Genomic DNA, 13,667 nt, shown 5'->3' on the forward strand with positions numbered 1-13,667 from the left:
ATCTAATTCTAGAACATGCACTTTCTCTTATCCAACTAAACGAACTATTCGTGTGAAAAGTGGATTTCTATGTATAAAACGTAAATAAGAAAGCAAAAGGAAAGCCGCTTTTACAGCGGCTCACCCAAGTTTTTATCTGCTGCCCATATGTTGTTCTTGAAGCTGCCAGTAAAGCTGAACCAATTGATTTTCATACTTAAAATGCAATTCGTAAAAATACATATGCAATCTTGGGTCTCTATGTTCATAAAATTTCGCCAACGTACCATATAAACTTGTCATTTGAAGAAGCTGAGCCAAACGTGGATCCACTTTTTTCTCCCCTTTTCTTTTTCAACTATCTTCAACGTATTCCAAAATTTCGATAAATGAATAGGCTAATGTCCCAAAATTTTAAAATGGATTTGGAAAATCTGCGAAAACAAAAAAAGAGACCCACTCAACTACGAGAGGATCGCACTTTTGAATGATCACTAATTCTTTTACCGACAATAATTTTATAGCAACATGCCCAAATACTTTTCGAAGTTAACTCCTTCTACTCCTGGAACTTGTTCGAGCGAAGTATCCTTGATGGAGGCGCTCAGGAAATCACGTGCAACAGTCAAAGATGATTGCAAGTCTTCCCCGCGCATTAAACTTCCCATAATCACGGAAGCAAACAAATCACCAGTTCCGGAGTAGCTTAGGCCATTATACTCCGTTGAACTATAAAAGCTTTCGCTTTCGTCCAAATACATATTGCCGATTTGCTGCTGATTGGAATCCCCTATAGGTGGGTTGACTCCTGTAATGATTACTCTGGAACCGGTTTGCTGCTGCAGCAGGTTGCCTGATTCTTCTACCGCCTTTAGAAAGTCATGTTCGTTTGTATAGCTTGCTAGCTTTTCATATGACATGCCTGTTAATAAACAACACTCCGTTACATTTGGCGTAATCACATCGGCACTCTTTACTAATTCCCTCATCCGGGCCAACAACTCATCCGTAAATATAGTATAGACTTCCCCTACATCACCCATTACCGGGTCAACAAGCACGATGGATTTCTCTGTTCGAAACTCATCCAAAAAGCGGAAAATATACTCAATCTGTTCACGGCCCGTTACAAAACCGGTATAAATGCCATCAAAGGTAACGTTTAATTTGCTCCATTCCTTGATAAAATAAGGCATTTTCGATGTAAAATCTTCATAAAAGTAACTTGGGTAACCTGTTTGAGCAGATAATATAGCTGTCGGCAAAGGGCATGCCTGAACTCCCATTACTGAAAGAACAGGAATTGCCGCTGTGAGCGAGCATTTTCCAAATGATGATAAATCCTGTATAACAGCGACTTTTTTCATAAAAACCTCCTAAATTGCCACTTCAAACTTTATTCATATTACCACAAAAAAAAAATAGGGAAAATCCCCGACAGGCAAGATCTCATCCTTCGTTTAAAACCATTTTGCCATCAATTTTTATCTGCGTTGAACTGACCACTAACTTTTTTAACAAAGTGGTACTTTTATAGATACCAGGTTTTTGCTAAAGTTATCGTAAAATTGAAACAAGTTAGGAAGGATCTACATATGGAAAATACGCAAAGTTATTCAAAAATACGCCAACGAACTTTTGATTTGATCATAACTGCTATGTTGGTTGCACTTGTATTCGTATCTACAGTCTTTTTGAATATCAAACTGCCGATCACTGCAAATGGCGGTTTGGTTCATTTAGGAACAGCGATGCTATTTATTGCTTCCATTTTATTCGGGCCTAAAAAAGGTGCTCTTGCCGGCGCAATTGGAATGGGCTTATTTGATCTCGTTGGAGGCTGGATGATCTGGGCACCCATCACCATTGCAGCACGTGGGCTGCAAGGATTGATTGTTGGCCAAATCGCGTGGGCAAAAGGCCGCAATGGGAACAGCATGGCTTTAAATGTCATTGGCATGGTTGTTTCAATTCCATTCATGATTGCTGTCTACTATATTGGTGAAGGAATTCTCTATGGAAATTGGATTGCTCCATTAGCTTCAATTCCCGGAGATCTTGTCCAAAACATTTTAGGAATCATTATTGCCATTCCGGTTTGCTTGGTTTTAAGAAAAGTGCCTTATTTTAAACAGTAACCTATTAATAAACCAAAACATAAAGGGCGTTTCTACAGTCATTCATTTAACAGACTGTGAATCGCCCTTTTATCATTTTATGGCAAAAGACAAAATTCTTCCAAGGATTAGACAACACTATCCCCCGGGTGCATCCTAGCTGCTAATAGCTTCGATAATAATAAGTTTACATAATATAATTATCTTTGGTATTTTTCAGTCCAATTTGACACACAATAGTGAATGGAGGCGATTTTTATGGATAATATCGAACAGCTCATTGAGCACTATCAAGTAGCAAGGTTGTCATTAGAACAGGAAGAAAAACTAAAACAGCTGGAATCCGAACTTGGATTCACATTAATAGCATACCGAAATACGGAAGAAATTAGCGAGAATGATGTAATTAACCCATCCTAGACCATGCTCTGGGATGTTTTTATTTGGCTGAATATCCGTTTATCGAATACCTCTAAATATTTTTTAAAAATAAGGAAAGAATAAATAATGATGTTATGCAAATAGCAAAACCCACTATATTGAAATAGCCTCGAAAGGCGGTATAAAAACAATGGATAAAGCAAAAGTTAAATTATGGACAAATCAATATTTTATTATTGTCATTTTGTCATTAGTAATGTTCACTTCTTTTTATATGATTACTGCAGGATTTCCAATATTCGTATCCACTATTAGCGATAATCCTGCGATGGCGGGAATCATGACAACGACTTTAATGTTGGCATCGCTCATTACACGCTTCTTTGCGAGCGTTATTATCCAAAAAGTGAATATGAAATTGCTGCTTATCATTTCCCTCTTGTATTTTTTAGGAACGATCGCACTCACTTTTGTAAACCAATCAATCGGATTTTTAATTTTTGTCCGGGCACTTCAAGGGATTGGATTTAGTATGCTTACGATTTTGGTCTTTACCATATCAAGCAATATTGTTCCTAAATCGCGGTTGGGTGAAGGTATTGTTTATTTCGCATTGTCTACAAGCGTCGGAACGACAATTGGTCCACTAATTGCTATTTCATATCTGTCCCATTATTCATTTCATTCCATGATTATGATTACTCTCGGTCTTATGTTTTTTTCATTTGTATGTAGTTTTTTCACAAAAAATACGGTTAAAAAAGAAAAGGAACGTCCTCAGTCGGCAACTGATCAACCATTCTATAAGTACATGTATGATAAACGCGTCCTTCTCCCCTGTATTTTGGTATCGCTGAATTATATGGCGATTGCAGGAACAGTCAACTTTATTGGGGCATTCGGTAAAGAAATCGATGTTGGCGGGAGAATTTCCCAGTTTTTTATCGCACAAGGGATTGCAATGGTCATTATTCGAATATTCTCCGGTAAAATATTCGATAAATTCGGCCATAGAGTCCTGATTATTCCAGGTGCCATATCAGGGGCTGCAGGGTTGATTCTTTTGGGATTCTCAAAGGGCATGTTGATGGTTATCGTTTCGGGGGCATTATTCGGCATAGCTTTTGCCATCATCCATCCAATCATCCAAGCTTGGGCCTTGACACTTGTACCTCCCGAGAAAAAAGCAACAGCAAATTCGATGCTTCTGATTTTTATTGATTTTGGTTTGGCCGTTGGATCGGTAGGACTTGGATTATTGGCTAAAAAAGTTGGATATGGCATGACATTTACTTATTCTGCAGTGTTTATGATTATTATTTTGATATTGTATCTATTTGGAAGCAAGAAAACGGCATCATTGGAAGCGGATAAAGGAAAGGCAACATCCCTATAAAATGTAAAAAGTGACGAGAAAAATTCTCGTCACTTTTTCTTATAATTTAACAAGAATTCTTCCCCTTGCCTGTCCTTTAAGCAGGATTGGCAGAACCTCTGGCAGTTGTTCCAGCGTTACTTCTTGTTGAATGAATTCTTCAAGGTTTGCAGGTTTGAAATCAGTCGCTAAACGTTCCCATACTTTCAATCGTGTATCCATCGGGCAAAAAACAGAATCAATGCCAAGCAAATTGGCTCCTCTTAAAATGAATGGGAATACGCTTGTTGGAAGGTTTGTTCCCCCTGTTAATCCACTCACGGCAACTGAACCTCCATACTGTATTTGACTTAATAGGGATGCCAGTTGCTCTCCGCCTACCGGATCGACTGCAGCAGCCCATTTTTGTTTGCCTAAGGCTCTAATCTTTCCATCATATACTTCTTCACGCGATACGATTGAAGAAGCACCAAGTTTTTTCAGGTACTCTTGTTCAGATTCTTTTCCAGTACTTGCTTCTACTTGATATCCGAGCGTTGAAAGAATTGAAACAGCAAAGCTGCCAACCCCACCCGTCGAACCTGTTACAAGGACTTTCCCCTTTTCCCGTGAAACATGATTTTCTTCCAGTTTTTGAACAGACAATGCCGCGGTAAATCCAGCTGTACCGATAATCATTGCTTCCTTGAGCGAAAGACCCTTTGGAAGCGGCACAATCCATTCTGCCGGAATACGGGCATACTCGCTGTAGCCGCCAAAATGGGAAACGCCTATCTCATAGCTAGTTGCGATAATCTCGTCGCCTTCTTTAAAACGGGGATCTTCGGATGCAACGACAATCCCTGCCAAGTCAATCCCTGGTACCATTGGATAAGTTTTCACAATGTTGCCATCCGGTATAGTAGCGAGGCTGTCCTTATAATTGACCCCTGAATAAATGACTTTCACTAAAACTTCACCATCCGGCAAGTCTTTTAAAGTGAGATGATCCAATTTAACGGTAAAATCATCCTGTTTATCCACTACTAGCGCTTTAAAACGTTCCATTCTTTAACCGCCCCCTAAATATAATTCTATTAAAGAGTAACGAAATTATCGGAACGCGTCAATTTAAGAGGGTATGCATTCTGTCAAGGAACATAATTTAAAAAAGAGTGAAAAGTTAGCTCCATCATTAACCGATGTGCTTTCAGTTTATTGAACAGCCATGAGATATTTGCCTAAGATTTTTTAAAATCTTTTCTTATTTGCCAGTGTGCCCTTTCCCAACAACAGTTTTTTTATCCAAATCAACATAAACTATAAGTTTTCCAGAAGAAGGAGTCTCGGTATTATTAAGAACAACAGAATATACTTGGTCTTTTTCATAATTCTTATTAATGGATGACTTTATATGATGATTAACATGTATCTTCTTTACAATTGAATCCTTTGGACTTACTGGAATTAAAGATCTTTCTTCCTCGGTCAAACTACTGTAGGCTGCCATTTCTATTGGCATTTGGCTATTAGAGGGAGAATTAAAAGGTGCGATTATAATGAATAAAATAACCGCTCCGAAAATGCCCCAAAGAAACCGTTTAATTAACTTTCCGATTATTCTTCTCCCCTTTCCTTTTATTTGTTTTTTTCATTTTACTATATATCCTTTTAGCAAGAGCATTTTTTATTGGCAATAAAATAGGATTTTTCTATTAGTGGATTGGGCATCTTGAAAAATTCGCGTTCCAGCATCATGCAAAATTAATTCCGTCATGCCCCTCTTTAAATCCGCCCCAAAACTAGTAAACATTTGCTAAATATTAATTTGAGAACTTCCTTGTTTAATACTAAAAAAAGCTGCCGAAGCAGCTATTGTTGTTGCATAACTAATATAAAACTTGCGTAAATTCTCCCTTGCTGTAACCCGAAGCTCCTTCATCTTCTATGGTTACCCAGACGCGATCTGCCCTGTATTGGTGGTCGCTTTCCAGTACACCCGTAAACGTTTCGCCATTGCCGAAATCGAAATGGAAACGAGCTCTTGAATCCACTATTTTAAAAGGCAACCCTTTCACGACATACCCTTCCGGACTGACTTCAATGACTATTTTGCCATAGGAATACCCAAGCGGCTTTAAAACAAATTCGGTAAGATCACTATGGGAATACTCACTCTCACTTTTAATAGATTCATAGAAATCATTCGCATCAATCGATAAGAGTTTCTTATAAGCCGCTTGCTCAAATTCCGTGAATTTTAAACGGTCATAATGATTGTTGGGTTTTGGCTGCAATCCATTATTCGTGGAAAAACCGTAACCTTCATCGATTAATTTTAGCACTTGCTCTTTGATTTTTGCTTCGTGCCCTTTTTCAATAAAAACACCTTTTTCTTCCTTCACAATAACCGACTCATTTTGCTCGATGATAAAGCTTAAATCCTTGTTATTCTCCGAAACTATGGATTGCTGATCAGCCGCTTTTTTTTGCCCGGAATCAGCTACATCCATGAGAGTATGCGTAAAGATATGATAATTTGCGTCAAATTCATAAGGGCCACAGTTATTCGTTTTGCAATCCTTTAGTTCATAATTGAAATAAACCCGTATGTATTTACCGCCTAACTTAGACTTTTCATATGCTATATTCGAAATGGCAATGCCTTCGGGATAAAGTTCCTCCAAATAATTCGAACTGGATTCCAGGAAGCTCTCTTTCTCTCCACGCGATAATGCTGCATAGTCAGTTGGTTTTATGATGAAATTCAAAAGCAGTACAACAGCAAATATACCTCCCAGAATACCGGTAGTGGCAATTAGGACTTGCCTGTTGTATAGTCTGATAAGTATTGCCGTAGCCAATGCCGTGAAGATGATGGTTATAAAGTAAAAAAGGTAAAAGTCGAATGTTGAATTTCCTTTTACAAACAGTATTTCTTTATCCTCCGCATAGATTGAACGAAAGACCAAAATTCCAATAACAGCGTATAAAAAAGCAAAACCAAGCAATTTCAGCTTTTTATTTTCCTTCAAAACGGAAATATCATGTTGGTTTTCAGGTTTTTCACGTCGAATTGCTTTCTTTATAATTAATAGAAACGATAAAAGTATATTCACAACGAAGAAATAAAAGACGATAGCCAGAAGTGTTAGAGACATCATCTCCTTTGAATTAATTTCCCATGCAAACACAAAAAGCAGTACATAAGCTGTGGGTATACTGCATAAAATTGCCAAAACATTAAAAAACAGCGTAAGGTACTTCCATACTGCAGGCAATTCCTTTTTTCTTAAAAAGAATAGATTGATGGAGTACAAAATGGTGAGTAAAAATACAGGTACAAATAATATTGAATCCAAGTTGTTCATCCTTTGCTTAATTTAAGTGTGTGCTGCATTGCTGATAAGGAATGAGTGCTAGACCACAATTGTTTGCTTTTTCTATAAAGAGCTCAATTCATCCAACCGTTTAATTGCTTCATCTTTTTCAAATGAACTGTACCAGCGATAATTATTTTCATCCAGAATACGATAATGGTTGCTGATGAGATTTTGCTGCAAACGAAAATCCCCTTTCGCGATCACTTCCTTCCACCAAAACACGCCACCCATTGTTTTTTCTTTCGGTGTGCTTTCGCTTTTGTTGGCAATCAACCGAACAAGATAGATTGGTTCATCACCAAGGACGGAATATAATAACTCACTTTGATTAAACAATGTGCAAAATGCAACGACAGTTGTCCAGTTGGCTGTAATTCTTCCTTTTTCGATTTGCACCAATGTCTTTTTGGAAATCCCCAGCATTTCAGCCATTTTGTCTTGAGACAAATCTTGTTCCGTACGTACCAGTTTCATTTTTTCGGATATTAGTCCAATAAATATTTCTCTTTCCAAATCTAATCAAACTCCTTCAAGTGTAATTTTACTCTTTTAGTTGATTTTATCAAAGTATTTCTATAATAATTTTTTAACCCTTTGAAAAACCACCATTCACAGAAAATCCAAGAGTAATGAAAAGGGGACGTTTCCATTTTAGAAACTCCCCTTTTCCATAAGATAAAATCAATGTTTATTTACTTTTTCTTGAGTCCTGTTTCTTGATTACATAAGGGGCAATCCCGAGGGCAAAAATCAAGACAATTCCGAGGTATCCGATCAGCGGATAGAAATAGCTTACTAGATCAGTAAAGCCAACATAACTTGCTATATAGCCCACAATCATCGTGATGATAAAGAAGATTTTGAATTTCTTTGTGCCAGACTCCGCAAAACGCGTTGCAAAAGAGAAGAACATTCCAATTGCGGTATTATAAATCATTCCGAATATAACCAATGCCATCAGCAGTCCCAGAACAGGCGATAAATTGCTAACAATACCAAGCATCGGCATATCCAATGCGCCTACTTCTTCGATTTTCGAGAAAATGGCTAAATGAATCAAGATAATCAGTATTCCCAAAACCAATCCCCCAACAAGTCCCCCCATTGCAGCAGTTTTTGGGTTCTTTTCGGCTCCTCCCATAACAATGGACATAGAAGCTCCAACCGCCACGTTGAATGAAACATAATTAATGCTGGAAACAAACCAGTTTGGAAGAGTTGTAGGAGTTGATTGCGCTGCTTCGTTAAGCGAGGCAAACGTTCCATCCATCGTCAATAAGCTGTAAATGGAGATAAAGACAACAAAAATAATGAGAATAGGGGTAATACTTCCGATAATGGAAACAATACGATCTACCTTTAATAATCCTGTCAATAGGACGATTGCGGTCATAAGGGTTGTACCAACAAAGAACGGCAATCCAAACTGCTGGTTCAAGTTCGATCCTGCGCCGGCAATCATTACCACTCCAACACCAAACAATGTAAAGATAAGAATATAGTCAATCAGTAGACCTAGGTACCGTCCACTGATTCTATAAATAACATCTTTATGGGATATTGTTTTCGTATAACTGCCGAGCCATACAAGAATCATACCAATATATGAAAACAAAACAGTTGCCGTTATGGCTCCGAAAATGCCCAATATGCCAAAACTAGTAAAGTATTGCAATATTTCTTGCCCGGAAGCAAACCCAGCGCCAACAATGACTCCAATAAAGGCGCTTCCGATTCTTAATACATTTTTCATCTCATTTTCCTTTCATTTCCGACAAACATTTTGCTGGCTTTTCACGCTGAAAAAATTTGATGGATAAAGTTTTTGACTTCTTTTGTCGATAAGGTTGATTAATTTTCTGAAAAGATTACAATAATGTTAATTTATTATAAATTTTCAGAAAATTAATACACAAAGGGGATGTGCTGCATGAGTATTTCGGAATATTGCGGGAATACAGAATTTACGATTCTTCAATTCATTTATTATCTTACAAATGAAATCCAGGAGAAAATCATCAAGAAAAAACTATTCTATAAAGAGCAAGTTCTTCGATACGTTACCCAACAAATCGATTCCTTTTTTAAAAATTTTAAACTAAAAAAAGCCTTATTACAATCATACAAGCATGAAGTTTTCAATACAATTGTATTTAAACTACAACATACCATAAAAAAACACATTATTTTTCAATGTTCTTAAAGTCTGCCATCCGATGATCCGGATGGTTTTTTTATTTCATAAACGATTGCCTCTAGCTGTGAACAAGGATGTACTCATTTTATTTCGTATAAACTTCCTGACCCCTATGCAATTCCTCCTTTATCTATTCACTTCTCAATCATCTATTTACAAGTTTAACCAACTTGTGTTAACCTATTTTTACTGTTAGTTAACATAAATTGAAAGAGGTAATTTTATGACACAACACTTTTGGATAGCAGGAACCGATACGGATATTGGAAAAACATTGATCACTACGTATTTTTTGCGCTATTTCCAAGCCCAAGGAAAAAAAGTTGTACCTTATAAGCCTGTGCAAACAGGGATCATCATTGAAAATGGCAAGTCCTATTATGGTGACACAACATTTTATCAAACATTTAGTAAGGAAGTTTTAGTAGAAGAACATTTAAACAGCTATTCATTTAAAGCAGCCGCTTCTCCGCATTTTGCAGCAAGATTGGAAAATACAATCATTGAGTCCGAGGTTATTTTAGACAAGCTTGAAAACTTAAAACCGCTTTATGACTACTTGATTTGCGAAGGCGCGGGCGGTCTTTATGTCCCATTGGATGACCGACGCGACTATCATTTGATCGATTTAATCAAAGAGTCACAGTTGCCGGTAATATTGGTCGCTCGGACAACGCTGGGTACCATCAATCATACGTTATTATCAATTGAAGCTCTAAAAGAAAGAGAAATTCCAATAATCGGTATCGTGTTCAATGCATTCCAAGGAACTGATATTGAGTCGGATAATATAAGATCCATCCAGCACATCACAGATCTGCCTACCATGACGATTCCCAGATTAAACAATCCTTCAGATATAAAAAATATCCCGCTATTGAATTCAGAATTTTTAGAAAGGGTGTTTTATAAATGATTCCCAATCTATCAAGTTTACAAAAACGAGATTTAAACCATGTGTGGCATCCATGTTCCCAGATGAAAGATTATGAGGAATTTCCCCCTATCGTCATTAAAAGCGGGAAAGGCATTTATTTATACGATGAGAATGGAAAGCAATATATTGATGCAGTTTCTTCTTGGTGGGTTAACCTTTTTGGACATAGCAACGAACGGATCAGCAAGGCTCTAAGCGAGCAAGCCTTTCAATTGGAGCATGTTATATTTGCCAATTTCACACACGAGCCGGCAATTTACTTGGCAGAAAAACTGACGCAAATCTCTCCTGAAGGCTTAACGAAAGTATTTTTCGCCGACAATGGCTCATCCAGCGTTGAGGTTGCTTTGAAAATGAGCTTCCAATACCACATGCAAAAAAATAAACCCCATAAAACGCGCTTTATGGCGTTAACAGATGCCTACCATGGCGAAACAATCGGGGCACTTTCAGTGAGTGGCGTCGATCTTTATAATAAGGTATTTCAACCGCTGTTATTGGATACGATTCGGGCTCAAGGACCGGACTGTTATCGATGCCCGTTCAACCAAAGTCCCGAGCATTGCACTGCGCCCTGCCTGTCATTTGTAGAAGAACAATTCAAACAACATCATGAGGAGATTTCCGCGATGATCATTGAACCATTAATCCAGATGTCGGCGGGCATGAAAATGTATCCCCCCTATTATTTAAAAGGTTTAAAGGACTTATGTGTTCAATATGATATCCATCTGATTGCAGACGAAATTGCTGTTGGATTCGGTCGTACAGGCACTCTTTTTGCCTGTGACCAAGCAGGTATTACGCCAGATTTCATGTGTTTATCAAAAGGGCTTACAGGAGGATATCTGCCATTATCGGTTGTGTTGACGAATGAAGAAGTGTATGGCGCTTTCTATGATGACTACAACACTATGAAAGCTTTTTTGCATTCTCATAGTTATACAGGAAATCCATTAGCTTGCCGGGTCGCTCTTGAAGTCATTAACATTTTTGAAGAAGAAGAGTATTTACAAATCATCGCAGAAAAAGGTGCTTTTATGCAAGAATTGGCCGAAAAAATGTTCTGTCATTTGCCGTTTGTCGGAGAATATCGTCAAACTGGTATGGTGGGCGCAATTGAATTAGTCAAGGATAAAGAAACAAAAGAACCTTTCCCAAGCGAAGATCGAATTGGATATAAAATCTACCGAATTGCCCTGGAAAACGGCCTTCTTTTAAGGCCGTTAGGAAACATTCTGTACTTTATGCCGCCCTATGTAATAACGAAAGACGAAATCCAGACCATGCTGGAGTTAACATTTGAGGCGATAATGCAATTCTTCGAAGATTCACTGTCAGAGGCGGTGCTGGAAGTTGAATAAAATGCCGACGAATTCATTGGTAGCAATGGCTTTGTTTGCTGCCTTAACAGCGATTGGAGCGTTTATTAAAATCCCCATCCCTTATGTCCCGTTTACACTGCAAATCTTGTTTGTCTTTTTGGCTGGCAGTTTGCTAGGAAGCAAAAAAGGGATGTTGAGTCAGGTGGCTTATGTGGGAATCGGCCTGGCGGGACTTCCTGTTTTCACCCAAGGGGGCGGGATTGGCTATTTTCTGCAACCTACCTTTGGGTATTTATTGGGTTATATTGCCGGCGCTTTTGTGGTCGGCCGGATTTTGGAAAAAGTAGAGAACCCGAAAACCTATCATTTTATCTTTTCTAATCTTGCCGGTCTGTTCATTGTCTATTCCATCGGTGTACCCTATCTCTACCTGGCTCTGAACGTATGGATGGGGATTGAAAGCAGCTGGTCCTATGTCTTGATGATTGGTTTTGTATATGCCATTGCCGGCGATATTCTCATTTCAATCATTGCCGGTGTTCTAGCGAAAAGATTATATTCTGTTTTCCATAAATATCGTAAAGATCAGAGAGTGGCGGTCCAAAAAGAAACAGTTGCTTAACTTCTCATTTTTTAAGACTCGAATTATTTTCCCATTCCCCTAAACATAGAAAAAGCACTTTCAACAATTGCTATCCTCAATCCATATTAAGGATTGTTTGTTGCATTGTTGAAAGTGCTTCCTTCTTAAATTGCTTGTTATGCTTAAAATCTTCAAGAGAAAAATCCATAAATTTGCCAAGTGGCCCAAATCAGAATAAAACTCCAAACCAACAGAATGATTGAACCAGCAATCCAGTTCTTTGGCTTATCGCTGTTCATCATTACTTCCGCTTTATGCTCACAGTCAGACAACACCTCTTTCGGGACCATCTTCAAGGCAAGCATTATTCCCAACGGAAGAAGAATGACGTCATCCAAATAACCAAGCACAGGAATGAAATCTGGTATAAAATCAATTGGACTGAATGCATACGCTACTACACACAAAGTGAAGAGCTTAACGAACCATGGTACTCTTTCATCCTTGCTGGCAAAGTATAAAATAAATATTTTCTTTTTTAAATTTCTTGCCCACATCTTGATTTTTGCAAACATATTTTTATCTCCAATCAACATTTCCCTACATTTATTATAAATTTCAGATAACCTTGCTGGCAATGTTTAGTATTTCAATTGATTGTTAAATACTAATTAAAGCCTGCATCTTCAATAATTGGAAAAATAATATTGTTATTAAAGGGGGAAACAAACAATGAGTTTAAGTCTGGTTTGGCAAACATTTCTTATTTTTTTTGTGGGAATGATTATACTGCGAATCGGTGGAAGAAAAACTATCTCCCAAATGACCATCCCGCAAACGGTTATGATGATTGCCATCGGTACATTGCTGATACAACCGGTTTCTGGCAATGGACTTTGGCCTACATTTGGGATAGCTGCATTATTGGTTCTTTTTCTAATTATCACCGAATTATTCGAAATGAAATTCGATAAAGTAGAATCTGCCTTTTCCGGTAAAGCGGTACCCGTTATTGAAAATGGCGTTCTTATGGAGAAAAATTTAAAAAAACTGAGGTTAACCGTTGACAAGTTAGAAGAACGATTGCGCAACGCAGGTATTGCAAGCATTGAAGATGTCCAATATGCAACATTGGAAGCGAATGGTCAAATCGGGTATACTTTAAAACTTGAAAAGCAGCCTGCCACAAAAGAAGATATTCAAAAACTCATCCACTTTATCCAAAGCGGACAACTTGTAAAGGCCAATAACCAATCCCAGGATAATATTTTTACCGAAACCTTTCATCAGAATGAAGATGAACCGCCCAAGCATTTACAATGAATGCTCAATTTTTATGTGGGTTCGTGAATAACATCACCTTTATGTAAGGGTGGGTACAACCCCGCCCCAATGAAGGAACAGGGCGAAG

The 13,667-nt window shown here is 37.9% G+C and carries 14 protein-coding genes; 7 read left to right on the plus strand and 7 right to left on the minus strand.

Translation table 11 applies throughout. The annotated features are described in order from the left end of the window. Window positions 1-132: 132 nt before the first annotated feature. Together D1B33_RS08290 and D1B33_RS08295 are read right to left on the minus strand one after the other, a co-directional pair. On the minus strand, window positions 133-312 hold the full coding sequence (locus tag D1B33_RS08290; RefSeq protein WP_118875908.1) for a hypothetical protein: 180 nt from the start codon (window positions 310-312) through the stop codon (window positions 133-135). Window positions 313-497: 185 nt separating this feature from the next. Next, the gene (locus tag D1B33_RS08295; RefSeq protein WP_118875909.1) at window positions 498-1,346 is read right to left on the minus strand and encodes a pyridoxamine kinase; all 849 of its coding nucleotides are present in this window, start codon (window positions 1,344-1,346) and stop codon (window positions 498-500) included. 228 nt (window positions 1,347-1,574) lie between these two features. Between D1B33_RS08295 and D1B33_RS08300 the strand changes: the two genes are divergently transcribed. The 3 genes from D1B33_RS08300 (at window position 1,575) to D1B33_RS08305 (ending at window position 3,873) form a co-directional block, all read left to right on the plus strand. Then, window positions 1,575-2,117 (plus strand): ECF transporter S component, encoded by a 543-nt coding sequence (locus D1B33_RS08300; protein ID WP_118875910.1) that lies wholly within the window; start codon window positions 1,575-1,577, stop codon window positions 2,115-2,117. Between the two features lie 237 nt (window positions 2,118-2,354). Beyond that, window positions 2,355-2,516 carry a hypothetical protein gene (locus tag D1B33_RS18435; RefSeq protein WP_158582946.1) on the plus strand — a complete coding sequence of 54 codons (162 nt, stop codon included), beginning with the start codon at window positions 2,355-2,357 and terminating at the stop codon, window positions 2,514-2,516. 151 nt (window positions 2,517-2,667) lie between these two features. After that, window positions 2,668-3,873: an MFS transporter gene (locus D1B33_RS08305; RefSeq protein WP_118875911.1), complete on the plus strand. Its 1,206-nt coding sequence runs from the start codon at window positions 2,668-2,670 to the stop codon at window positions 3,871-3,873. A gap of 39 nt (window positions 3,874-3,912) precedes the next feature. On the opposite strand, the gene D1B33_RS08310 is transcribed toward D1B33_RS08305, so the two are convergent. From D1B33_RS08310 to D1B33_RS08325, 4 genes are all read right to left on the minus strand, one after another. Continuing rightward, entirely contained in the window at window positions 3,913-4,899 is a 987-nt protein-coding gene (locus D1B33_RS08310; protein WP_118875912.1) for an NADPH:quinone oxidoreductase family protein, read from the minus strand. Window positions 4,900-5,720: 821 nt separating this feature from the next. Next, window positions 5,721-7,193 carry a hypothetical protein gene (locus tag D1B33_RS08315; protein WP_118875913.1) on the minus strand — a complete coding sequence of 491 codons (1,473 nt, stop codon included), beginning with the start codon at window positions 7,191-7,193 and terminating at the stop codon, window positions 5,721-5,723. A gap of 81 nt (window positions 7,194-7,274) precedes the next feature. After that, on the minus strand, window positions 7,275-7,727 hold the full coding sequence (locus D1B33_RS08320) for a helix-turn-helix transcriptional regulator (RefSeq protein WP_199677385.1): 453 nt from the start codon (window positions 7,725-7,727) through the stop codon (window positions 7,275-7,277). 175 nt (window positions 7,728-7,902) lie between these two features. Next, a complete protein-coding gene (locus tag D1B33_RS08325) occupies window positions 7,903-8,967 on the minus strand; it encodes a YkvI family membrane protein (protein WP_118875914.1) in 1,065 nt (354 codons plus the stop codon). Window positions 8,968-9,634: 667 nt separating this feature from the next. On the opposite strand from D1B33_RS08325, the gene bioD reads away from it, so the two are divergent. From bioD to D1B33_RS08345, 3 genes are read left to right on the plus strand one after another with little or no spacing between them, the layout of a single operon-like run. Next, window positions 9,635-10,327 carry a dethiobiotin synthase gene (bioD, locus tag D1B33_RS08335; RefSeq protein ID WP_118875916.1) on the plus strand — a complete coding sequence of 231 codons (693 nt, stop codon included), beginning with the start codon at window positions 9,635-9,637 and terminating at the stop codon, window positions 10,325-10,327. Further along, window positions 10,324-11,712 (plus strand): adenosylmethionine--8-amino-7-oxononanoate transaminase, encoded by a 1,389-nt coding sequence (gene bioA, locus D1B33_RS08340; RefSeq protein WP_118875917.1) that lies wholly within the window; start codon window positions 10,324-10,326, stop codon window positions 11,710-11,712. The genes bioD and bioA overlap by 4 nt, the downstream gene beginning before the upstream one ends. A 1-nt stretch (window position 11,713) precedes the next feature. After that, window positions 11,714-12,295, plus strand: a complete 582-nt coding sequence (locus D1B33_RS08345) for a biotin transporter BioY (RefSeq protein ID WP_118876080.1) — start codon at window positions 11,714-11,716, stop codon at window positions 12,293-12,295. A 152-nt stretch (window positions 12,296-12,447) separates the two neighbouring features. On the opposite strand, the gene D1B33_RS08350 is transcribed toward D1B33_RS08345, so the two are convergent. Continuing rightward, window positions 12,448-12,831 (minus strand): YkvA family protein, encoded by a 384-nt coding sequence (locus tag D1B33_RS08350; RefSeq protein ID WP_118875918.1) that lies wholly within the window; start codon window positions 12,829-12,831, stop codon window positions 12,448-12,450. A gap of 157 nt (window positions 12,832-12,988) precedes the next feature. Here D1B33_RS08350 and D1B33_RS08355 point away from each other — a divergent pair, with 157 nt between their 5' ends. Next, window positions 12,989-13,579, plus strand: a complete 591-nt coding sequence (locus tag D1B33_RS08355; RefSeq protein WP_118875919.1) for a DUF421 domain-containing protein — start codon at window positions 12,989-12,991, stop codon at window positions 13,577-13,579. Window positions 13,580-13,667: the final 88 nt, after the last annotated feature.

The sequence above is a fragment of the Ureibacillus yapensis genome (genome assembly GCF_003515775.1).
In the GTDB taxonomy this organism is placed as follows: domain Bacteria; phylum Bacillota; class Bacilli; order Bacillales_A; family Planococcaceae; genus Ureibacillus; species Ureibacillus yapensis.